Source organism: Arthrobacter sp. MDT2-3, from assembly GCF_059090465.1.
On record NZ_JBNHFS010000003.1, the window covers coordinates 215,945 to 239,155 of the forward strand.

Genomic DNA, 23,211 nt, shown 5'->3' on the forward strand with positions numbered 1-23,211 from the left:
GTCAGCATCGGGGCGCGCCAAGGGCAGCCGGGTTGGGCAGTGTGGTGTGGCCCGCGATGACGAACCGCCCAACATTCCTGCTCGAGCCCGGTTCAACCCGCCACCACTGCAAAATGCCGGTCCCGGACCAGTTGTCGCTTTGTTCGATGAAGCACTTCACCACGATCCGGTCCTGCGTGACTTTGTAGAACCAGGGCGGAACGTCTCCGGACCGGCCATCGCAGTCGAAATAGGGGTTCGGCCGGTAATTGGATCCACCCTGGGTGAAAGTACAGGTCCGTTCAAAATTGGGATCCGACGTTTTGATGCTCGTCTCCCATTGGCCGATTCTTCCGGACCGGGCGCTGGCCTGGGCAACAGGGCCCCCCGCCCCCAAGGAGTTGAAAGTTTGAACCTGGATGGTCACCGTTTCCTCGTACCCTGTGGTGTTCACTGTCCTGCTGCCGGAGGGCACGGCGTCTTCCCAGCCACGGCCACCGACGTTGATCCTGGTCTGCGCCACGTCATTGGTGTTGGTGGAGGGAGACGACCAGCTAAGGGTTACCGATTTCTGGTTGATCGCGCCGTCCTGCCCGGAGGCTGAAGGACTGCCCGGGGAGCCGTAGGGAGTCGCTCTGCCCGGCGCGCTCGCGTTCGAGCTGGGAGCCGCCGTGGAGTGGGCGATCACGGTGATGCCGACCTCGGTTCCGTTTGCGAATCCGCCAAGCGTTTGGCCAGGCCGGATGGGTCCGCTGGAGCCGTTCGTGGCGTTGTAGCTGTAGCTGACTTCTTCCCGGCTGGACCCGTTCCGTTCGGCGTCAGTAAGCTCCCGGAAGCTGACGGTGACCTGCCGGCCGGGGCCGTCAGTGTTCGCGGGTGTGGCAGTGACGCCGGTGACCTGGCCGAGTTTGCCGGTCGCACGGCGGGGAGCCGAGGCCGGGCTTACCGCGCCTTTGCCTGCTTTGTTGTCAGCCTGGACGGTGAAGGTGTAACCCGTTTCGGAGTTCTGCGCCCGGAACACCGCCGTGCGGGTGGTACCCGCCACGGTCTGGGTTTGTGGGGCTGCCCCGCCTCCGCTCATGGTGACGTAGTAGTTGCGGATGGGGTCGCCGTTGGTATCCGGTTCAGCCCAGTCCACCCGGATCTGGTTTTCGCTGCCTACGGCCGAGGCAACCGCCGTAGTGGGCGCCGCAGGTGCCCCCGGCACCCCGGCAGGGTTGTCCTCCACGGAGTAGATGCCCCATTCGGAGGGTCCCAGCTCGTTCACTGCCTGCGCCCGGACCCTGTACTTGATGCCGTTGGAGAGGCCGGACCAGGTGTACGTGTGTCCCGCCACCTCGTTCTTCACCGCTACGCCGGACGAAGGCGGAGGGGAAATCTCGAGGTTGTAGTGCTTGACCGCTGAACCTTCTGTTTTCGCAGCTGGCCAGTTGATGACCATGTTCTTGTCCCCAGCCTTGACCGTGGGAGCCTCGGGTGGTGACGGCTTTTCATCGGGCCGGATTTCGTTCGAAGCCGCCGACACCGGTGACTTGCCTACCTCGTTCTCGGCAAGGACGGTAAAGACGTACTTGACGTCGTTGGTCAGTCCGGAAAGGGTGCAGGTGGTAGTGGAGCATTCCTGGGAAAAGCCGTTTGTTCCTTCCACCCGATAACCGGTGATGGCGGCGCCATTGTCCGACGGCGGCGCCCATTTGAGGACGGCCGTGCGGCTTCGGACGTCGGTGGCTGAGGGGGCAGACGGGGCGTCAGGAACATCCCGGACGGTGAGCCGCAGGCGCCCTGTGGCCTGGCGGGATGCGTCGCCGGTTTTGTCCACCATGGTGTAGCGGACCACCATGACGCCCTTGAATCCCTTGCCCGGGGTGACGGTGACTGAATCACCGTCGAATGTTGGCTGTCCTTCGGATGACCCGGTCTCAACGGCCACATCGACGATTTTCAGCGGCGAATCGTTGAAGGGGTTCGCATCGTTGCCCAGGACATTGACAGTTTCTCTCTTGCCGGCGTTTGCCTTGTCCACGGCGTCGTCATTGGCTACGGGCATTGGCCTGTTGGAGGCGACGTGCCGCACGGTAACGGCTGCCTGCACCGCGGGGGACCTGCCGTCCGTGACCTTTACGGGAATGCTCCCGGAGAAGCCTGCGGCGACGGATGTCTCCGCCCGGACCTTAAGGATTGCACCCTCAACATCGCCTTGGAACCCCGAGGGTAGTTGGCCGTCGAGGCTGAAGCTGAGGCTGTCCTTGTCCTGTTCATCGACGTCCTCGGCCAGCGGGCGGAGATCCAGTTCAGCGGTTTCGGCCTCCGGGACGTCGAGCGTGGCACCGCTGAAGGTGGGCGGGTGGTTGGCGTTCGGGTCCGGAATGACCTTCGTCATGATGACCAGTGTCGACTTGAGTCCATCAGGGTCGTCCGGACCGTTGCCGTCCGTGACTTCGAAAGTCAAGGACCCCGGGCCCACGTAATCTGTTAGCGCCGCATACCGCAGGGCTGTGCCGTCATCTGCAATGACGTTCTCGGGAGACGCGCCCTGGACACGCACGGAATCCGCCACCGTGATGCGTGGCCGCTTGCCGTCACGCACGCGTACGTACTCGTTAAGGTCCAGGGTGATGTCCTTGCCGGCCATCACCTCCACGGTGTCATTCCTGGCAAGGGTGGGGTGCTGGGCGCCTTGGCCGGGGACCCACAGCACGGCTGTGGAGCTCAATCCGTCGAGGTCGGTCACCGTGTAGGGAATTAGCTGGTCCCGCGGAGTAAGGGTCACCACGACGTTTCCCGCACCGCCGTCGCGGGCATTGGGGTTGCCGTCGGGTAGAGAAATTTTCAGCTCTGTTGCTACGCCATCCGCGTCGGAGTCGTTTTTCAGGACGGAGACGTCCACAGCGCTCTTGCCCAGCGTCTCGGACAGGGTCACCCTGTCATCCTTGGCTTCGGGCCGCTTCAGCTCCGCGTCAGGGCTGATGAGGACTCTGATCGCGGCCTTCGCTGTGAGCTTTTTGTCGTCCTGGATTCCATAGCCGATGCTCTCGTTTCCGGCCGTGGATGGTGCCGTGAAGAGTACTTTTGAGTCTTCCGTTGCTTCCACCCGCAGCTCCGGCCGGGCCTCGAAGGTGTCGGCCAGCAGGGCGATGGGATCGCCGTCGGGGTCGGAGTCGTTGGCCAGAGCTGCCACCGCGACGTTTCGTCCCGGCCGGACGTCAATGCGGTCCTCGACGGCGATGGGTTTTTGGTTGTTGGCTCCCGGCGGGGCGATGCCCACAATCACTGTTCCGGTGTTTTCCGCACCAATCCGGTCGCGGACCCGGTAGGTGAAGGTGTCTGTTCCTGCGGCGTTGCCGGCTGCAGTGAATTCAAGGTAGCCATCCCGTACGGTGGCCGTCCCCATGCCCGCTGCCTTGTCAATGCCTATCAACTGCACTGAGTCACCGTTCGCATCGATGCCGTCCAGCGGGACGTTGATCTTGACGTTCATTCCGGAGACCACGCGGGCGGTCAGGTTGCGCGGCTCGGGCCGCGAATTGCGCTCGTCATCGCGGGCTTGGATTCGTATGGTTACCTGCTGGGAGTCCACCTGCCCCGACTCGTTACGCACCTTATAGATGGCGTAGACGGTCTTGGAACTTTCGCCGGCGATGAAGCGCAGCGTGTCTCCGGCGACGAACATCCGGCCGTCCAGTTCGTCGGGCTGCTGTGCCAGTTCGGGATCGAGGGTGAGCTTGCCGCCATTGTGGTCGGTGTCGTTATCGAGGACAGGTATGGTGACCACATCGCCGGCCCGTACCGTCGCTTCATCCGGTTTGGCCTGCGGGGGCTGGAGCTTGGCGGGCGCAGGCACCACCACTATGGCGATCTCGCCCACGGCGGAGGACCGCCCGTTCGAGATGGTGTACTTCAGGGTCAACTGGCCCTCGACGCGGATGTCAGTGACACGGACCACCGAATGGTCGAGCACGGAGACGCTGACCGGCAGCCCAGCGTCGACAGCGACGGATTGCACCACCAGGACGCCGCCGGACGGGTCGGAGTCGTTGCCCAGGACATCCACCAGGACGCTGCCGCCGGTAGGAAGCAATGCTGTGTCCCGCACCGCGACCGGCGCGCCTTCCTTGTTGCCGGGTACGACGTCGACCCGCACCAGCTGCTGCGCGCTGGCCGGCCCGTTGGTCACGAGGTAGGTGACATAGTGCGCGCCGACAGCGCCCGAGTTGAACGTGAAGGTCTGCTGATCGGCTCCGATGGCTGAGGTGGCCTGCTCGTCGGTGGTTGCCTGGGCCAGGCGGAGGGCTCCGCCTTGCGGGTCAACGTCGTTCTTGAGCGGCGTGATTACTGTGTCGGTTCCGGCAACGGCGATGACGTGGTCGGCGTTGGCGACCGGGGGCAGCGCCCCCGGCGCCCGGATGTCAACGGTGATCTTTCCTTCGGTGGCGTCTGTCCCGTCCGAGATCCTGACGGTGAGGACTTTTTTGCCGGGCGCTGTGCCGGAGTCCTGGAAGGTCAGCTGGCCGTCGGGCCGGATCCGGACCTGGTCCAGCGGGTCAGGGCTGGAAACAGACTCGGCGAACAGATCGTCTCCGTCGGGGTCCATCCAGTTGGTGAGGATGTTTTGCGTCAGTGATTTGCCCTGCTGAACGACGAGGATGGTTTCGCGGTTGGGCTTTGGCTGGGGGCCGGAGTTTTCCCCAAGCGGCACCACGCGGAGTGAAACATCCGCTGGGGCCGACAATCCCCGACCGTCGTCAACGGTGTATTGGAAGGTGCCGGCGCCCGTCTTGTCAGCAGGGACGGAGATCTGGAAGCCGGTGTCGCCGTAGATGGTGGCCAGTGCGCCCACTGCTACGTCGGCTGGAGGACGCAGGGTGAGAATATCGCCGTCGGGGTCCGTGTCGTTGTCCAGGACCGGCAGGATGGTGGTTTTTCCGGCACGAACACCGAAGGCATCCGGTTTGGCTGTTGGCGGGCTGTTGGGTTTGGTACGGTCCGGCAGGACTGTCTGCTGGACCTCGTCCGCGGAGTCTTTGTCGGCGTCGTCCGAGGTTTCCTTGGGTGGAATGACGTCGTCCCAGTTGTTCACCAGCTGCATGTTCTGGTTCACCAGCCATACGTTGCCCGAGTTCACGTCGTTCAGGACCACCAGGTCCCGGTTCACCCGGAAAACATACGACGGCGACGCACTCGCCTTGGGCACGTCCACGTTCTTGTCATCAGCGTCGTTCGTGCAGTCACGGACGTACTTGTTGGCACCGGACCAGGCCGCGTGGACACACCCGCCCAACTGGACGGGCGCGGCCGGGATACCTTCGCCGTCGAACGCCACCGTTTTCGCCGTGCCGCCGTCGAGGGGCTGCTTCAGCAGCGCCTTCTGTGTGGAGATGGCTACAAAGTCACTGGCGGGACCGCCCTGCTGCAACTTGGCCTCGCGGGCGTTGTCCAGCTGCAGTCGCTTACCGCCTGGCAGGATGAGCTTTCCCGCGGCCGCATCGAGGACAACCGGCTTATCCCCCACCACGGCCAACTGCAGGTCACCCGAGCCCTTCAACTCGCCCCAGGTTTCAGACTCCGAGGACGTGACACCACCGTTGGTGTCAACACCGGTTACCGTCACCACGCCTGACTTTGGATCGGCCGAGTAGATCCGGTCATCCTCCCCCACCGCCGAAACGGTGCCGTCAGAGCCCACCAGCACCGGCTCGGTGGCTTCCTCGTCAAAACCGTTGACCGTGGACGGCGACACCGCCCACACCTTGCCCGATGCCGCGTCCGTCACCGAAATCACCTCGGAGCCAAAACTCACCTCAGCCGCACCAGGCAGCTGCTTGTCCCCGCCCAGGCGCATGGTGGCCGGCGACACCTGGTTCAGGGTTGAACCGGCCTCGTCATCCACAAACACGTCCCCGGCATCCTGGAGGATGTCGAAGGTGGTGGACGCCGGAGTCACAGCACCGTCCAGGACCCGGGACGGATAGTTCAGCCGGCCCACGGCATTCTTGGACTTGGACACCACCCAAACGCCGCCGTCATTCAGCTCCACCTCAGTGGTCTTAAACCCTGGATAGACCACCGCCCCAACCACCAGCACGGCGAGAGCCAACCCGAGAACGGTGCCGCTGAAAAGACGCGATTGTAGGAGCGGACGGCGAGGCGCCAGCGTGGTTGAGGCGCTTTTTGCGCGCGCTCGTCCGCGAAAATCCATGGAACGGTTCCCCCAGGTAGATCCCGGCAACGGCCGGGCTTCCGGCGTTCACAGCCGGGCACAACAAATATAACTGAATAAACCAACAAGTGGATAAATACGCCGCTTAGTCCAGGACGAGGCCCTTGCCGAGCCCGCGGGTGAGGCGCACCGGCCGGATTTCGCCGAAACCGCGGACGTTCTCGGGTGGCTGCGGCACCATCACAAACCGTTCGTCGTGCTCCAGGGCGGAGGCAGTCATTGAGTCCACGAGCACCGTGCCCGGGTCCGCCAGCGTGGTCAGCCGGGCCGCCAGGTTCACAGTGGGCCCGTAAATATCGCCGAGCCGGGACAGGATCCGGCCCCAGACCATCGCCACCCGGGCTTCCGGCAGGATCTCGTCCTCGGTAAAGGCCTGGGCCAGCGCCAAGGAGATTTCGGCGCCGGCCGCGGGCGTTTCCGCGATGTAGAGGACTTCGTCACCCACGGTCTTGACCAGGCGGCCACCGCCAATAGAGATGATTTCCGCGCACTTGTTTTCAAACCGCTGGACCAGCCGGGCCAGGGTCTTTTCGTTCATCCGGCGGGACAGGCTGGTGTAGGAAACCAGGTCCGCGAAGCCGACGGCACGTGCCAGGGGCAACGGGGCGTCGTCCTCGTCGCCTTCGCGGCCTTCTTCACTGGCCTGCAGGCCGGCTTCGGCGCGGACGGCGAGCCGCTGGACGCCGGCGTTGAGCTGGCGGCGCCAGGAGTAGACCAGCATTTCCTCCAGCGCATCCACCAGCGCCGGGAGCTCATTCACCAGGCGCTTGCGGGCAACGGCATCGCTGACGCCCTGTTCGTGCACCATGTCTTCCACCAAGGCCTCGATCTGCCAGACCACCATGCGGTCCGTCATTTGGCCGATGGAGCGGGTGACGGAAATGGCTGCTTCCTCCGTCAGCTTCCCTGAACGGACCAGGTCCACCACGTTGGAGAGTGCTGCCTGGTCACGCTCCGTGAAGGCAACATCCTCGTCGCCGAAGTTGGGAAACCCCAGGGCACGCCAAAGTTTGCGCGCCGACAGCAGGGACAGCCCCGCACCGGCGGCGACTTCACGACGGCGGAGCTTGCGTTCCCCGCCCAGCAGGCGGGCTTCCAGGGCTTTCATGGCCAGCCTTTCGGCGGACATGGTGCCGGTGGCCGGGTGGGCGTCAGCGGCAGGAGTGGGCTCGATGGATTCGACACGTTCCTGCTGGTGCTCATCGTTCATCTGGTCCACCTTCTCTCATTTCCCACGGCAAAGCCCCGGCGGGGTAATCCGTCGTTCCGCCCGACTGGGCATCGTCCTCGTCCGGCAGGTCCTCGATGGCATCGAGGATGAAGTCCCGGAACCTGGCCACTTCCGGCACATCCCGGAAAGTAACCACTCCCTGGTGTCCGATTTCCAAGGATATATTCCCCGAACGGAAGAGGCGTTGCAGGACCGACTCATGGACAGTCAGGTTTCGGACCGACGCCAGGTTCACCTGCTGGTCCTGCCGCTTCCACATACCGGACCTGGCCACCATCCTCCTGCTGGTCAGCGTATAGCGGGTCCCGTGCCACCGCAGGAGCCGGGGCAGGCAGAAGCCCAGCCACACCGAAGCAGCCGCGAGGATGCAGCCCGTCACGAGCCAAGGTGTCCAACGGCCGGAAAGAACGGGAACTGCCCGCCCGGCTTCGCCGCGGATCACCCAGGCCGATAAATAGGCCGCAATTGCCGGCGAGAAGATAAAGGCAGCCGCGGCACCTGCGAGTTTCCTCGGCTGCGGGCGGGTGGTGACAATCACCTGTTCGCCCGGGACAAGGCTTTTACGCATAACCGCCTTGGCCGGAGGCGTCCGGGGAGGTCCACGGCCTCAGGTGAACCACGTCCCCGGCGGTGACAACGTGCTCGCGGGAGTCGCGGTCCACCACCAGCAGAGACCCGTAGTCGTCGAGCCGGGACGCGTGGCCGATAATTTCGTGGTCCCCCGGAAGCTGGGCCCGCACCTGCTTGCCCAGGGTGACCATGGCCGCCTCAACCCGCTTGTGCAGTGAGGTGCCGCCTGCCATCCCTGCCGCCGGGTCGCCGTCGGCATTGCAGAAGCTGCGGTACAGGACAGCAAACTTCGAAAGGTAGCTTTTCAGGAGCAGGGTCCGGTCCACCGTGCTTGCGTCCTCCAGCATCACGGAGGTGGCAGTGGGGACAGGAAGGTCCGCTGCACCGAGGGTGACGTTCAGGCCGGTTCCCAGGATGACGGGCGGCACGGAACCGTCCACCATGGGACCAAGTTGCGCCAGGATGCCGGCGATCTTCCTGCCCCGCACCAACACGTCGTTGGGCCACTTCAGTTCGGCGGGGATACCGGCCGTTTCCAGGAGGGTTTCCCGCAGGGCCAGGGCGGCAACCAGGGACAACCAGGAATAGGTCTGCGTGGGGAGCGGCCGCCCCTCTGCGTTGGCGGGCCGCAGGACAACGGAAACGGAGATGGAGCTCAGCGGCGGCGCTTCCCAGTGCCGGTCCAGCCGGCCGCGCGCGGCCGTCTGATACTCGGCAGTGAGCACGGACAGGTCGGGCCAGGCAGCAGGCTCGACGGTGACGGAGCGAAGGAGGTCAGCGTTGGTGGACCCGGTGGAGTCCACTACCTCCAGCCGGGGGATGCCGGTGGCGGACAGGAAGTCCTGATCCGCCAGGTCCCTCCGGTTCAGGGGCGTACCGGGGGTATGTGCGTCATCCATAGCTAAATCCTACCGAGCTAAATCCTCCCGGGACGCGCAGTGCTGCCGCCTACAGGAAGATGTCCGGAACGAGCCGGTCCTCCGGTGCTCCCAGGCTGTAGGGGCGGAAGTCCTGCACGCCGACTGCCGCAAGCACCTCTTCATCGGTGTAGAAGTTGCCGCTGGCGGCAGCGCCGGGGCGAAGATTGGCGCCGGTTAATACGGCGTGGGCGGCATCGGCCATGATTTGCGGCCCACGGGCGGCCTGGACCATGCGCTCGCCGCGGGGCATGTTGCGGATGGCTGCTGTGTCGATCAGGGTGCATGGCCACAGTGAGTTGACGCTGATACCGTCGCCCTTCAGCTCCTCGGCGAGCCCGAGGGTGGTCAGGCTCATCCCGTACTTCGCCATGGTGTAGGCCAAGTGCTTACCGGCCCAGTGCGGATCAAGGTTCAGCGGGGGTGAAAGCGTGAGGATGTGACCGCCTGCGGAGGCGCGCAGCGCCGGCAATGCAAGCTTGGACAGCAGGAACGTCCCGCGGACATTGATGTCCTGCATAAGGTCGTACTTTTTCATGTCCACGGCATCAGTGCCGGACAGGTCAATGGCCGAGGCGTTGTTTATAACGACGTCGATGCCCCCAAAGCGGTCCATGGCCGCGGAAACGGCTCCCGCCACGTCCTCGTCACGCCGGACGTCGCCAACCAACGGAAGTGCCTGGCCGCCGGCCGCCTCCAACTGTTCGGCAGCCGTGTAGACGGTGCCTTCAAGTTTCGGATGCGGCTCCCCGGTCTTGGCCAGCAGCACAATGTTGGCGCCGTCCCGGGCCGCCCTGGTGGCGATGGCCAGGCCGATACCGCGGCTTCCGCCGGAGATCAGGATGGTGCGGCCACGGAGGGTACCGGTGGGCTGGTAGGGGCTTGCAGGCGATCCCGAAGCGTCGTTGCTCAAAGTCATAAAAACCACTGTAACCCAGTTATGTTACTCGTGAGTAACATAGTGCGGCGGGTGCCGGCACGGCAGAAAATTGTAGGTTTTCTACAGCGGCCGGCGTCAGAAGCGTCACTAGACTAGCCAGCAGGGTTCGTTTTTTGTGTGGATGCTACTTAACTCCCGCATCAGACCTGCCACGAAGGACAGCGCCACAGGACCAATCTGCTACAGAGCCGGAGATATTTTGATGAGCCACGATCTGACAACGACAGCGGGAAAGATCGCCGATTTCCGCGACCGCCAGGCCCGTGCCGAACAGCCCTCCGGCCCCGAAGCGATTGAAAAGCAGCACGCCCGCGGCAAGAACACTGCCCGGGAACGCATCGCCCTCCTGCTGGATGAAGACTCATTCGTGGAATTCGATGCCTTGGCCGTGCACCGCTCCACTGCATTCGGCATGGAAAAGAAGAAGCCGCTGGGCGACGGCCTGGTCTCCGGGTACGGCACCGTGGACGGGCGCCCGGTAGCCGTCTACAGCCAGGACTTCTCCGTTTATGGCGGCTCCCTCAGCCAGGTCAACGGCGAAAAGATCGTCAAGGTGCAGGAGTTCGCGCTCCGCAACGGCTGCCCCGTGGTGGGCATCCTCGACGGCGGCGGAGCCCGCATCCAGGAGGGCGTGGCCTCGCTGGCCATGTTTGCCGATATCTTCCGCAACAACGTCCACGCCTCAGGGGTGGTGCCGCAGATCTCCCTGATCATGGGCCCCTCCGCCGGCGGTGCGGCCTACTCCCCCGCCCTCACCGACTACGTAGTGATGGTGGACAAAACCTCGCACATGTTCATCACCGGCCCGGACGTCATCAAGACCGTCACCGGCGAGGACGTGGACATGGAAACCCTGGGCGGCGCACGCCAGCACAACGCCACCACCGGCACCTCCACCTACCTTGCCTCGGACGAAGCCGACGCCATCGAATTCGTGCGTGAACTGCTCGACTTCCTGCCCTCCAACAACCTCTCCGAGGCACCCGTGCTGGACCACCAGCAGGAGCTGGAGGTCGACGACGACGACCTCGCCCTGGACACGCTGATCCCGGATTCGGCGAACCAGCCCTACGACATGCGCAGCGTTGTTGAGCAGATCGTGGACGACGCCCACTTCCTGGAGATGCAGGCACTGTACGCGCCCAACGTGATGATCGGATACGGCCGGGTGGAGGGCCACACGGTGGGGATCGTGGCCAACCAGCCCCTGCAGTTCGCCGGCACACTGGACATCGCCGCCTCCGAAAAGGCCGCCCGCTTTGTCCGCCACTGCGACGCGTTCAACATCCCCATCATCACCCTGGTGGACGTTCCCGGGTTCCTGCCCGGCAAGGACCAGGAATTCCAGGGCATCATCCGCCGCGGCGCCAAGCTCCTGTATGCCTACGCCGAGGCCACCGTGCCCAAGCTCACCGTGATCACCCGCAAGGCCTACGGCGGCGCCTACATCGTGATGGGCTCCAAGAAGCTGGGCGCCGACCTGAACCTGGCGTGGCCCACCGCACAGATCGGCGTGATGGGCGCACAGGGAGCCGTTAACATCCTTTACCGCCGCGACCTCGCAGCCGTTGCCGAAGCCGGCGGAAACGTCGAAGCGCGGCGGGCCGAAGTGATCCGGCAGTACGAGGAAGAGCTCCTGAACCCGTACCAGGCAGCCGAACTGGGCTATGTCGACGCCGTCATCGCACCCTCCGAAACCAGGACCCAGATCATCAAGGGGCTGCGTGCGCTCCGCGACAAACGCGCCAGCCTTCCCACCAAGAAGCATGGGAACATCCCGCTGTGACCGTCCCCAACGAGCCCGCCGAAAACAATTCGCCTGTTGCCCCCCTGCTGTCTGTTGTCAAAGGCCAGCCGACGGCCGAGGAACTGGCGGCACTGACCGCCGTCGTCCTTTCCCTGGGAGGCGGGGAGCCCGCACCCGCCGGCAAGCCGTCGGTGCGGCACTGGGTGCGCCGGCAGCAGCTCCGGCTGGCCCCCACGCCCGGGCCCGGGGCATGGAAGCGAAGCCGCGGCTGATCCCCGCCACTCCTCCAACCTCGGGCGGCGTGGGCCCAGCGGTCCCACATTCCGAAGCGTTAGTCTCGTGGTGTGACTACAGACACTGCTCCCGCCGCCCGCCCGAAAACCCGCATCGATGCCGTCGCGGATCATTACACGGACACGCTCATCCGGCTCAATCCGTCCTTCGCCACCACCCTCGGCGTGCCCGGACACGAGACCGAATACCAGGACTTCTCCCCCGCCGGCATCGCTGAGTTCGCGGAGGCTGCCCGGAAGGCCCTCACCGACCTTGAGGGACTCGAGCCCGAGGACGACGTCGACGCCGTCACCCTTGATGCCATGCAGGAGCGGCTGGGCCTGCAGCTGCTGATCCATGCCTCCGGCTGGGAGTACGCGGACCTGAACAACATCGCCTCCCCCGCCCAGGACATCCGTGCCATCTTCGATCTCATGCCCACGGAAACAGAGCAGGACTGGCGGCACATCGCCGGCCGCGCACTCAACGTTCCGGGAGCTATTGCCGGCTACATCAACTCCCTGCGGCAGGCGAGGGACGCCGGCCGGGTTTCCGCAGCGCGCCAGGTAAAAATAGTCATTGAGCAGACCACAAAGTACGCCGCGGAGGACGGCTTCTTCGCGAAGCTCGCGGCGGGAGCATCCACCGCCGCCGGGCCGCTGCCCGCCGCCGTTCAGGAAGAGCTCGACGCCGGGGCTGCCGCCGCCAGGAGCGCCTACGCCGGACTGGCCGGGTTCCTGCGGACCGAGCTGTTGCCCGCCGCGCCTGAAAAGGACGCCGTGGGCCGGGCCCGGTATGCGCTGGCCTCGCGTTCCTTCCTTGGCGCAACCGTGGACCTGGAGGAAACCTATTCCTGGGGCGTGGAGGAACTCGACCGCCTCATCGCCCAGCAGGAACAAGTGGCGCACACCATCAAGGCCGGTGCCACCATCGCCGAGGCCAAGGACATCCTGAACAATGATCCCGCGCGCCAGCTCAAGGGTAAGGAGGCGCTGCGGGAGTGGATGCAGGAACTCTCCGACAAAGCCGTGGCGGAGCTGGCCGGCGTCCATTTCGACATCCCGGACGTTATGAGGAAACTCGAGTGCCTCATCGCCCCCACAGATGAGGGCGGCATCTACTACACCGGCCCGTCGGACGACTTCAGCCGTCCCGGCCGCATGTGGTGGTCCGTCCCGGCCGGTGAGGATACCTTTACCACCTGGGCCGAGACCACCACGGTGTTCCATGAAGGCGTTCCCGGCCACCACCTCCAGGTGGCCACTGCCACCTACCGCCGCGAACTACTGAACAAATGGCGGCGGAACGTCTGCTGGACCTCCGGCCATGGCGAAGGCTGGGCACTCTATGCCGAGAAGCTGATGCAGGAACTGGGCTACCTGGACGATCCCGGTGACCACATGGGCATGCTGGACATGCAGCGGATGCGCGCCGCCCGCGTGGTGTTCGACATCGGCGTCCACCTCGAACTCGAAGTCCCCGAACGCTGGGGCTCCGGCACCTGGACTGCGGACAAGGGCTACGAGTTCCTGAAACAAAACCTCCCCATCAGCGAAGGACAGCTCAACTTCGAGTTCACCCGATACCTCGGCTGGCCAGGCCAGGCACCCTCCTACAAGGTAGGCCAGCGCCTCTGGGAACAGATCCGCGCAGAACTCGAAGCCCGTCCCGGCTTCGACCTGAAAGAGTTTCACACAAGGGCTTTGAACATCGGCTCAGTCGGCCTGGACACCCTGCGGCGGGCACTGCTCTGACCTTCACTGATTGGGCCCACGCCGGCAGGGTTCCCTGGCCGAGAGCTTGCGAGGTTAGGGGGCCGGTGGGGAGCACGCTGCCGGATGGGCCCCTTGTGTCCACTTTGGGAGACATTAACCACAGCGGGGGTGGGAATACTTAACAAAGCGCCTTCACACCCTTGATTTAACGGGGATTTTTTCCTGCTGCTGCAACTTTGGCCTCGTAATATTTCTCAATGTTCGTTCGCCGTGATATATAGCCGGGCCCTAACGTAATCGGGTGAGCACTCAAACCCGCCCCTCAGAATCCGCAGGAAAGACCGGCTTCCAGCTCCCCAAGTGGGCTGGCTCGTTCGGCTTCCAGATCATCGCCGCCCTCATCGTCGGGCTTGGCCTCGGCCTGCTGGCCAAGTACACCGGCAGCACCAAAGCCAGCCCCAATGGCCTCGGCGCCACACTGCAGACCATCGGGTCCAGCTATGTGTCCCTGCTGCAGACCGCCGTCGTGCCCCTGATCTTCACCGCTGTCGTCAGCTCCATCTCCAACCTCCGCCAGGTGTCCAACGCCGCCAAGCTCGCGTGGAACACCCTGCTGTGGTTCGCCATCACCTCCCTGATCGCCGTGCTGATCGGCATCGGCCTGGGTGTCCTGCTGCAGCCCGGCGCCAACACCGGCATCACCGAGGAAGCCAAGTACTCCGGCAAGTCCGGTGACTGGTGGGCCTTCCTGGTAGGCCTCTTCCCCAAAAACTTCCTCGGACTGGGTGCCAGCTCCACCGTTGCCGAGTCCGGCGCCGTCACCACCTCTGTCAGCTTCAACGTGCTCCAGATCCTGGTGATCGCCATCGCCGTCGGTGTTGCCGCACTCAAGGTGGGCAAGGCGGCCGAGCCGTTCCTGAACCTGAACGCCTCTGCACTGGCCGTCATCCAGAAGGTGCTGTGGTGGATCATCCGCATCGCACCGCTGGGTACCGTGGGCCTCATTGGCAACGCCGTGGCTGTTTACGGCTGGGACACCATCGGCTCGCTGGGCAAATTCACCTTCGCCATCTACGTAGGCCTGGCCCTGGTCCTCTTCGCGGTCTACCCCATCCTGGTCCGCACCCACGGACTGTCGGTCAGGCAGTACTTCTCCGGCGTGTGGCCCGCCGTCCAGCTGGCCTTCGTCTCCCGCTCCTCGGTGGGCACCCTGCCCCTGACCCAGCGCGTGACCGAACGCAGCCTCGGTGTCCCCCGCGGGTACGCTTCCTTCGCCGTGCCGCTGGGCGCCACCACCAAGATGGACGGCTGCGCGGCAATCTACCCCGCCATCTCCGCCATCTTCGTCGCACAGTTCTTCGGCATCCAGCTCGACTTCAGCCAGTACCTGCTCATCGCACTGGTGTCGGTCCTGGGCTCGGCCGCAACAGCCGGCACCACCGGCGCCGTCGTGATGCTCACGCTGACCCTGTCCACGCTGGGACTGCCGCTTGCCGGCGTCGGCCTGCTCCTCGCCATCGATCCCATCCTGGACATGGGCCGCACCGCGGTGAACGTCGCCGGCCAGGCGCTCGTCCCCACCATCGTGGCCAAGCGCCAGGGCATCCTGGACGAGGAGCTGTACAACGCACCCCGCAACGGCACCCCTTTTGCTGACGACACTGCGGACACCGCCGCTGCCGCCCCATCCGACGGAACCTCCACGGACACCACAGCGCGCGAACTGGCGGACGCGAAGGCCTAAGGGTCTTGCGCTCACTACTGCGGTAGAAAAAGTCCCCGGGAATTTTCCCGGGGACTTTTTCATGCCGTCAACAGGTCAGCGGCCGCCGCCGATGACGCCGTTTTCCACCGCCTTGGTCACGGCGTCAGCCTCGGCCTGCGTCAGCTTTCCGTCCGTCACGGCCTGGTCCAGCCGCGTTTTGAGGGCTGCGGCCTTCTCTGCCTGCTTCTCAGCGCGGAGCTCGGCCAAGGCTGCGCTGACCTTGGACTCCTCGATGCCCAGGGTTCCGGACAGTGATGTGGCCAAGGCTGCGTCGCGGGTGGCGGCATCGGGCTTCGTGCCTTCCGTGGGCGGGGTTGTGGGCTTGTTCGCTTCACGGAAGGCCTGCAGCGCCTCCGTCACTTTGGCTTCCTCCACCCCGAGCTTTTCCGCCAGCGCGGATGCCTGTGCGATGCCCCGCTCCCCACCGCGGCTGCCGTGCTTGCCCATGCCTCCTCCCGCGGTGCTGGTGCTCCCGTCCGCGGATGCGCTGGAGCTGGCACTGGGTGCGGGAGCCGGTGTTGTGGTGGCGGAGGCCATGCCGGCAACTCCGATTCCGCCAACAAGGGCCAGCGCCGTGGCTGACAGGCCGAGGGTCATTTTCTTTGTGCGTGACATTTTTGTGTCTCCTGGATCCGCCGTCGGTGACGGCTGCTGATGGTTCGCCTCTTCCGAGGCACCACCAGCATCCCGGCGCAGGTTCTGGAAGAGCTGTTCGGAACCTTTCATCCAGCTGTGAAAGTGGGCCGACAAAACTTGCCCACAGTGCAAATTTGCACATAGTGTAAGAGCGTGACCCCTTCCCTCAGCCCGGCGGCCCCCTCGCCCGCAAGCCCTTCCCGGCGCGAGTTGAACAAGGCTGCCACCCGGCAGGCAATCACCGACGCCGCCCTTTCGCTGCTGCGAAGCCATGGCCCCGGAAGCTTCACCGTGGAGGACATCGCCGATGCCGCGGGAATTTCCCGGCGCACCTTCTTCAATTACTTCAGCAGCACCGACGCCGCCCTCGCTTCGGTCACCCACGGTTTCCTGGACAACGCGATCCAGCAGTTTCGGCTCCGCCCGGCCGAGGAACCGATCCTGCAGTCGGCCCAGGCAGCCCTGATGGCCCTCGCAGATCCCATGACCGTTGCCCCGCTGGCCGAGCTGTTCACCCTCACCCAACAGAGCGCCCTGATGGCCCACTCGGAACTTGAAGCGTGGGACCACTGCCGGGAACAGATCACCGCGGTGGCCAGGGAACGCGCCACCGGAACGCCCGGCGCCGACGACGAGCTCTACCTCCGTGCCTTGGCGGGCTCCGTGATTTCCTGCGGCAAAGCGGCCATGGAAGTCTGGTTCGCCCGCCGCGGTGCCGACCTCGCACCGGCGTCGCTCGCCGAACTCCGGCAACTGCTGATCGACGCCATGGCGCTCCTGGGGTCCGGTTTCACGGCAGTTCAGCCCCCTACCTCTACCCGTTCAGACTCCCGTTCCTCCTGATCAGATCGGTTTCCCTTCATGGCACTGCTCCTTTACCGCCTGGGCAAGTTCTCCTACCGCCGCCGCTGGCTGGTCATCTCGCTGTGGCTGGCCATCCTCGTGGCCGTGGGTGGCTCGGCCGCTGCCTTCCACGGCACGCTGTCCAACAACTTCCAGATTCCGGGCACCGAAACCCAGCGCATCGCGGACAAGCTGAAGGAAGAGCTTCCCTCAGCATCCGGCGGCACCGCCACCATCGTTTTTGAAGCACCCGACGCCGGGTTCACCGCCGAAAGCCGCGCCGCAGTCACCAACGCGCTGAAGAAGCTTGAGACCGTCCCGGACGTCCGCGGCACGGTGGATCCATTCGCCACCCAAGCGCAGGTGGACCAGGCCGGACAGGCCATTACCGCTGGCGAACAGCAGCTTGCGGCGGGCCAGGCACAATTGGAGGCCTCCCGCGCCGAGCTGGACGCCGGCAAGGCGCAGCTTGCAGCCGCCGAACAGCAGCTGGCTGCAGGCGGCGCCCCGGCAGCCCTCATCGAGGCACAGCTTGGCGGGCAACAAGCTGCGCTCGCGGAAGGACAGGCAAAGCTCGACGCCGGCGCCCGGGAACTGGAAGCCAGCAAGGCGAAGCTGGAACTGGGCAAGCGCCAGGCAGAAGCTTCCTCGGCCATCCGGTTCGTCTCCGAGGACGGCCGCGCCGCCGTAGCGCAGGTGCAGTTCAGCACCTCCATCAACGGCCTGAGCCCCGACGTCCGCCAGCAGGTCCAGGACATCGCCCATGAGACCTCCGCAGCCGGCGTCACCGCCTACGCCAGCAAGGAAATCACCGAGGACATTTCGGAACTCTTCGGCGCCGCAGAGGTCATCGGCATCGCCGTCGCGGCCCTGGTGCTGATCATCATGCTGGGGACGCTGATCGCCGCCGGGCTGCCGCTGCTCATGGCAGTGGTGGGCGTCGGCGTGGGCGTCGGAATCACCTTCGCCCTCTCCGGCCTCTTCGACATGAGCTCCATCTCCCCCATGCTGGCCCTCATGCTGGGCCTGGCCGTGGGAATCGACTACTCACTGTTCATCGTCAACCGGCACCGGACGCAGCTCCTTGCCGGCATGGCACAGGAGGAATCGGTAGCCCGCGCCACCGGCACGTCAGGAAACGCGGTGGTTTTCGCGGGCCTCACGGTGATCATCGCCCTGGCCGCACTGGTAGTGCCGGGCCTGCCCTTCCTCGCCGTGATGGGCCTGGCCGCGGCCGGAACCGTAGCAGTGGCCGTACTGGTGGCCATCACGCTCACCCCGGCCATGCTGTCCCTGATTGGCCGCCGCATCATCTCCCGGCGCGCCTGGGTCAAAGCAGACGCCCACAATGCCCAACCTGGCCATGAAGCGGCCGATGAAGCCCAGGACCGCGAGCGCAGCACCCGCGGCTGGGGCGGCCTCGTCACCCGGCATCCCGTGCTGGCACTCCTGGCCGGTGTACTCCTCCTGGGCACCCTCGCGCTGCCCGCCACCCAACTGCAGCTTGCACTGCCCGACGGCGGTTCCGAGCCGGTGGACTCCGAGGCTTACCAGGCCTATGACCTCACGGCGCGGAGCTTCGGCGAAGGTGTCACCGGCCCCATCGTGGCCGTGGGGGAGTTCCCGGCGGATCTGGACGAGGCCCAGGCACAGGCGCTCCAGTACGACGTCGCAGACAAGCTCCGCGCCGTGGACAACGTCGTGGCCGCCGTACCGGTCGCCCTCAGTGACGACCGCCGCACCGCAGTCTTCCAGGTCATCCCCGAAGAAGGACCGGCCAGTGCCAGCACGGTCCAGGTGGTCTCGGAACTGCGCGGCCTCAACGACGAAATCCAGTCCGAGTACAACGTGGCGATGGGCCTGACGGGGCAGACTGCCGGGAACGTGGATGTCTCCACCAAGCTCGGTGACGCCCTGCCGCCCTACCTGGCGATCGTCGTCGGGCTTTCCCTGATCCTGCTGCTGCTGGTGTTCCGCTCCATCGTTGTCCCGCTGCTCGCAACGGGCGGATTCCTGCTCTCCCTCGCCGCTGCATTCGGCGCCGTGGTGGCCGTCTACCAGTGGGGCTGGCTGGGAGGCGTGTTCGACGTCGCCAACCCAGGCGCCGTCCTGAGCTTCCTGCCCATCATCCTGATCGGCGTGCTCTTTGGACTGGCCATGGACTACCAGGTGTTCATTGCCTCCGGAATGCGCGAAGCGTACATGCACGGTTCCTCGGCCAAGCAGGCGGTCCGGATGGGATTCAGGCATGCAGCAGCAGTGGTGACGGCGGCGGCGATCATTATGGTCAGTGTCTTCGCCGGCTTCATCTTCAGCCACCTCACCATGGTGCGGCCGCTTGGCTTCGCGATGGCGTTCGGCGTGCTGCTTGATGCCTTTGTGGTGCGCATGACCATCGTTCCTGCCGTGATGTACCTGCTGGGAGAGAAGTCCTGGTGGCTCCCCCGCTGGCTGGACCGGATCCTGCCGGACGTCGATGTGGAGGGCGCCAAGCTCAGCCGGCCCGAGGCGGCCCCGGCACCAAAGGCGCTGGTCCACTAGGCTGAAACTGTGGTCCGCCTGATTCTCGCTTCCCAGTCCCCCGCCCGTACCAAACTCCTCGCCGAGGCCGGCATCAAGCATACGGTCCTGGTGTCGGACGTCGATGAGGAGGCGGTCCAGGCGCGGTACGGCGTCACCGACCCGCACGACACCGCACTGCTGCTGGCCCGGGCGAAAGCGGAGGCTGTGGCGGCGCTGCCGGAAGCGGAGGGGGCGCTGGTACTCGGGTGCGACTCCGTCTTCGAATTTGACGGCGAGGCGCATGGCAAACCGTACACCGCCGCCGTCGCCCGTGAGCGCATGCTGCGGATGAGCGGCAACGCCGGAGTCCTGCATACGGGGCACTGGCTGGTGGACTGCCGCGATACAGACCCCGACGATGGCGCAGCCCCCGGCACGGGCGCCACCCTTGGGACGGTGGCATCGGCGGAGGTTTCCTTCCTGGACATGGATGCGGCGGAGATAGACGCCTACATCGCCACCGGTGAGCCGCTGCACTGCGCCGGGTCCTTCACCATCGATGGCCTCGGCGGGGCCTTCATCCGAAAGGTCGACGGCGACCCGCACGCCGTCGTCGGCCTTTCCGTCTCCACGCTCCGCGGTTTGCTCGCCCAGGCGCAGGTGCGCATCACTGAGCTCTGGCAGGCGGCATAAAGCGGGGTCAATTCGGGGCGTCTTGTAGCTTCCCTACAAAGCACGACCTCTTTACACGCGGATTCCGCAAGTAATATCGGCGGAACCCTCAAAACCGCGCTAGGCTCCCTGAAGGAAAGAAGGAGACGCCTTGTCAGCAAATTTGGAGCAGTCCGTACGTCCCACGCAGTCGACCCTCACAAAGGTGCTGATCGCCAACCGCGGTGAAATCGCGGTACGCATCATCCGCGCCGCCCGTGATGAAGGCATCGCCTCCGTTGCTGTCTACGCCGACGCAGACCGCGACGCGCTGCACGTCCGCCTTGCTGATGAGGCCTATGCGCTCGGCGGGAACACCGCTGCCGAGTCCTACCTGGTGATGGACAAGATCATCGATGCCGCGCGCCAGTCCGGTGCCGATGCCATCCACCCCGGCTACGGATTCCTGGCCGAAAACGCACAGTTCGCTGCCCGCGTGATCGAGGCCGGCATCACGTGGATCGGCCCGTCCCCGGAGGCCATCTCCGCCCTCGGCGACAAAGTCCAGGCCCGGCACATCGCAGAGAAGGTGGGCGCACCCCAGGTCCCCGGCACCGCGGACCCCGTCACGTCCGCCGAGGAAATCCTTGACTTCGTGGACCAGTACGGGCTGCCCGTGGCCATCAAGGCAGCCTTCGGCGGTGGCGGACGCGGCATCAAGGTGGCCCGCAGCCGCGACGAGATTCCCGAACTTTTTGAATCCGCTGTCCGTGAGGCCACCGCTGCCTTCGGCCGCGGCGAGTGCTTCATCGAGCGCTTCCTGGACGCGCCCCGCCACGTGGAAACCCAGTGCCTGGCGGACGCCCACGGCAACGTTGTGGTGGTCTCCACGCGCGACTGTTCGCTGCAGCGCCGCAACCAGAAGCTCGTGGAAGAGGCGCCCGCCCCGTTCCTTACCGAGGAGCAGAACCGCCGCCTGTACGAGTCCTCCAAGGCCATCTTGAAAGAGGCCGGTTACCTGGGCGCCGGCACCTGCGAGTTCCTGGTGGGCCAGGACGGCACCATCTCCTTCCTTGAGGTGAACACCCGCCTGCAGGTGGAGCACTGCGTTTCCGAGGAAGTCACCGGCATCGACCTGGTGCGTGAGCAGTTCCGCCTGGCCCGCGGCGAGGAACTCGGCTACGACGATCCCGAGGTTCGCGGCCACTCCTTTGAATTCCGGATCACCGGCGAAGACCCGGGCCGGAACTTCCTGCCGGCACCGGGCACGCTCCGGGTCCTGAAGAACCCCACCGGCCCTGGCATCCGCATCGACTCCGGGGTGGAGCAGGGCGACGTGATCAGCGGCAACTTCGATTCAATGCTGTCCAAGCTCATTGTGACGGGTGCCAGCCGGCCGCAGGCCCTGCAGCGGGCCCGCCGCGCCCTCGAAGAGATGGTGGTCGAGGGCATCCCGACGGTGATCCCGTTCGACCTTGCCGTGGTCTCGGACCCCGCATTCGCGCCAGCCGAGGGCCCCTTCAGCGTCCACACGCGCTGGATCGAGACCGAGTTCGTGAACAATCTCCCGGCCTGGACTCCGGACGGCGCCGGCACCGATGTGGACGCCGAAGAGCGGCAGCGCGTGGTGGTTGAAGTGGGCGGCAAACGCCTTGAGGTAGTACTCCCGGCCTCGCTCGGTTCCGTGGGAACCGGCTCGGCCGGCACTGCGCCCAAAGCAGGCAAGTCGAAGAAGCGCTCCCGCTCGGGCGGTACGGCAGCAGCGACCGGCAACGCGTTGACTTCCCCCATGCAGGGCACCATCGTCAAGGTGGCCGTGGCGGAGGGCGATGTTGTGGCCGAGGGAGACCTCGTTGTGGTCCTCGAAGCGATGAAGATGGAGCAGCCGCTGACGGCACACCGCTCCGGAACCATCACCGGCCTCACCGCCACACCCGGGGAAACGGTGTCAGCCGGCGCCGTCATTGCCACCATCGAAGACTAGCAAGCGCCGGAGGCCCCCATGCTCGCACCAAGTTTTGAAGAAGAAGTGGACCGCTACCATCTGGCCGTCCCTGAAATCACCAGGGGCAACCCCGGACCTGTCAAGGAACTGTACTCCCGGCTTCACGACGTGACGCTGGCGAACCCTTTCGGCGGCATTGCCCGCGGCTGGGCGCAGGTGGAAGCCCGGCTGGACCAGGCTGCCCGCCAGTTCCAGGACGGCGAGATGCTCGGGTTCGACACCATCACGTCCTACACCGCGCGTGACACTGCTTTCCTGGTGGAGACGGAACATTTCCGCGCGCGGCTGGACGGCGCCGCCGTCGCCGAGGAGTTCGCGCTCCGCGTGACCAGCGTCTTCCGCCGCGAGGAAGGGTACTGGAAGCTTGTGCACCGCCACGCTGATCCCGCTGCCCGGCCGCAGTCCCGCCGGTCCCTGAGCCAGCCCGCCAACAGCTGACAGGTTCTGCCGGAAAAGGCACACTTAGCAGATGTTGCCTTTCCTGCTCCTGGCGTCAAGGGCCGAAGACGCCGCCGCTGAGGACGAATACGCCGCCTATCTCCGCTACGGCGGACTGGAGCCCCAGGAGCTGCGGCGCATCAGGCTGGAGGCTGCTCCCCTGCCTGAGCTGGACCTCGCGGATTACTCGGGGGTGATTGTGGGCGGCAGCCCGTTCACGTCCAGCGACCCGCCCGAGCACAAGACTCCGACGCAGCACCGGGTGGAACGTGAATTGTCCGGCCTCCTGGACCAGGTAGTTGCCCGGGACTTTCCGTTCCTCGGTGCCTGCTATGGCGTTGGCACCCTCGGAACGCACCAGGGCGCCGTGATCGACAGAACCTTCGGAGAACCACTCGGCGCCGCAGAGATTGAGCTGACCGACGCGGGCCTGGAGGATCCAGTGCTGGCCGGCATGCCCAGGAGGTTTACCGCCTTCACGGGGCACAAGGAGGCCTGCACGGTCCTGCCGCCGCACGCCGTGCTGCTGGCCCGGTCCGCCGCCTGCCCGGTCCAGATGTTCCGCGTCCGCAGGAACCTTTACGCCACCCAGTTCCACCCGGAACTGGACGTGGACGGTCTCGTCACGAGGATCGACATCTACCGCCATGCCGGCTACTTTCCGCCGGAGTCGGCGGAGGAATTAATGGCGCAGGCCCGGCAGTTCACCGTCGCCGAGCCGATGAACATCCTGAAGAATTTCGTGGCCCATTACGCCTCGGGGACATAGAAATGCCCGGCGG

At 65.4% G+C, this 23,211-nt stretch carries 16 protein-coding genes; 10 read left to right on the forward strand and 6 right to left on the reverse strand.

Features of this window, described 5'->3' with window-relative positions; genetic code table 11:
* Nucleotide 1 precedes the first annotated feature (1 nt).
* From AC5RUQ_RS11025 to AC5RUQ_RS11045, 5 genes are all read right to left on the reverse strand, one after another.
* On the reverse strand, nucleotides 2–6,175 hold the full coding sequence (locus AC5RUQ_RS11025) for an Ig-like domain-containing protein (RefSeq protein ID WP_493947365.1): 6,174 nt from the start codon (nucleotides 6,173–6,175) through the stop codon (nucleotides 2–4).
* A gap of 106 nt (nucleotides 6,176–6,281) precedes the next feature.
* Nucleotides 6,282–7,406, reverse strand: a complete 1,125-nt coding sequence (locus AC5RUQ_RS11030) for an adenylate/guanylate cyclase domain-containing protein (protein WP_493947366.1) — start codon at nucleotides 7,404–7,406, stop codon at nucleotides 6,282–6,284.
* Complete coding sequence (locus tag AC5RUQ_RS11035; protein WP_493947367.1) at nucleotides 7,396–7,995, reverse strand: PH domain-containing protein; 600 nt, start codon at nucleotides 7,993–7,995, stop codon at nucleotides 7,396–7,398. The genes AC5RUQ_RS11030 and AC5RUQ_RS11035 overlap by 11 nt, the downstream gene beginning before the upstream one ends.
* On the reverse strand, nucleotides 7,988–8,896 hold the full coding sequence (locus tag AC5RUQ_RS11040; RefSeq protein WP_493947368.1) for a biotin--[acetyl-CoA-carboxylase] ligase: 909 nt from the start codon (nucleotides 8,894–8,896) through the stop codon (nucleotides 7,988–7,990). Before AC5RUQ_RS11040 ends, AC5RUQ_RS11035 begins: the two co-directional genes overlap by 8 nt.
* Before the next feature lie 49 nt (nucleotides 8,897–8,945).
* Nucleotides 8,946–9,833: an SDR family oxidoreductase gene (locus AC5RUQ_RS11045; RefSeq protein WP_493947369.1), complete on the reverse strand. Its 888-nt coding sequence runs from the start codon at nucleotides 9,831–9,833 to the stop codon at nucleotides 8,946–8,948.
* A gap of 223 nt (nucleotides 9,834–10,056) precedes the next feature.
* Here AC5RUQ_RS11045 and AC5RUQ_RS11050 point away from each other — a divergent pair, with 223 nt between their 5' ends.
* The 4 genes from AC5RUQ_RS11050 (at nucleotide 10,057) to AC5RUQ_RS11065 (ending at nucleotide 15,333) form a co-directional block, all read left to right on the forward strand.
* Nucleotides 10,057–11,640, forward strand: coding sequence for an acyl-CoA carboxylase subunit beta (locus AC5RUQ_RS11050; RefSeq protein WP_493947370.1), 1,584 nt, complete (start codon nucleotides 10,057–10,059; stop codon nucleotides 11,638–11,640).
* Nucleotides 11,637–11,873: an acyl-CoA carboxylase subunit epsilon gene (locus AC5RUQ_RS11055; RefSeq protein ID WP_493947371.1), complete on the forward strand. Its 237-nt coding sequence runs from the start codon at nucleotides 11,637–11,639 to the stop codon at nucleotides 11,871–11,873. Before AC5RUQ_RS11050 ends, AC5RUQ_RS11055 begins: the two co-directional genes overlap by 4 nt.
* 72 nt (nucleotides 11,874–11,945) lie before the next feature.
* Nucleotides 11,946–13,628 (forward strand): DUF885 domain-containing protein, encoded by a 1,683-nt coding sequence (locus AC5RUQ_RS11060; RefSeq protein WP_493947372.1) that lies wholly within the window; start codon nucleotides 11,946–11,948, stop codon nucleotides 13,626–13,628.
* Between the two features lie 262 nt (nucleotides 13,629–13,890).
* Nucleotides 13,891–15,333 (forward strand): dicarboxylate/amino acid:cation symporter, encoded by a 1,443-nt coding sequence (locus tag AC5RUQ_RS11065; protein WP_493947373.1) that lies wholly within the window; start codon nucleotides 13,891–13,893, stop codon nucleotides 15,331–15,333.
* A gap of 75 nt (nucleotides 15,334–15,408) precedes the next feature.
* Here AC5RUQ_RS11065 and AC5RUQ_RS11070 read toward each other — a convergent pair whose 3' ends face one another.
* Nucleotides 15,409–15,969, reverse strand: coding sequence for a hypothetical protein (locus AC5RUQ_RS11070; RefSeq protein WP_493947374.1), 561 nt, complete (start codon nucleotides 15,967–15,969; stop codon nucleotides 15,409–15,411).
* 174 nt (nucleotides 15,970–16,143) lie between these two features.
* Here AC5RUQ_RS11070 and AC5RUQ_RS11075 point away from each other — a divergent pair, with 174 nt between their 5' ends.
* The 6 genes from AC5RUQ_RS11075 (at nucleotide 16,144) to AC5RUQ_RS11100 (ending at nucleotide 23,198) form a co-directional block, all read left to right on the forward strand.
* Complete coding sequence (locus AC5RUQ_RS11075; protein ID WP_493947375.1) at nucleotides 16,144–16,833, forward strand: TetR/AcrR family transcriptional regulator; 690 nt, start codon at nucleotides 16,144–16,146, stop codon at nucleotides 16,831–16,833.
* Between the two features lie 18 nt (nucleotides 16,834–16,851).
* Nucleotides 16,852–19,374: an MMPL family transporter gene (locus tag AC5RUQ_RS11080; RefSeq protein ID WP_493947376.1), complete on the forward strand. Its 2,523-nt coding sequence runs from the start codon at nucleotides 16,852–16,854 to the stop codon at nucleotides 19,372–19,374.
* A gap of 9 nt (nucleotides 19,375–19,383) precedes the next feature.
* Entirely contained in the window at nucleotides 19,384–20,028 is a 645-nt protein-coding gene (locus AC5RUQ_RS11085; protein WP_493947377.1) for a Maf family protein, read from the forward strand.
* 130 nt (nucleotides 20,029–20,158) lie between these two features.
* On the forward strand, nucleotides 20,159–21,970 hold the full coding sequence (locus AC5RUQ_RS11090; RefSeq protein ID WP_493947378.1) for an acetyl/propionyl/methylcrotonyl-CoA carboxylase subunit alpha: 1,812 nt from the start codon (nucleotides 20,159–20,161) through the stop codon (nucleotides 21,968–21,970).
* 18 nt (nucleotides 21,971–21,988) lie between these two features.
* Nucleotides 21,989–22,429, forward strand: coding sequence for a YybH family protein (locus AC5RUQ_RS11095; protein WP_493947379.1), 441 nt, complete (start codon nucleotides 21,989–21,991; stop codon nucleotides 22,427–22,429).
* Nucleotides 22,430–22,460: 31 nt separating this feature from the next.
* The gene (locus AC5RUQ_RS11100; RefSeq protein WP_493947380.1) at nucleotides 22,461–23,198 is read left to right on the forward strand and encodes a glutamine amidotransferase; all 738 of its coding nucleotides are present in this window, start codon (nucleotides 22,461–22,463) and stop codon (nucleotides 23,196–23,198) included.
* Nucleotides 23,199–23,211: the final 13 nt, after the last annotated feature.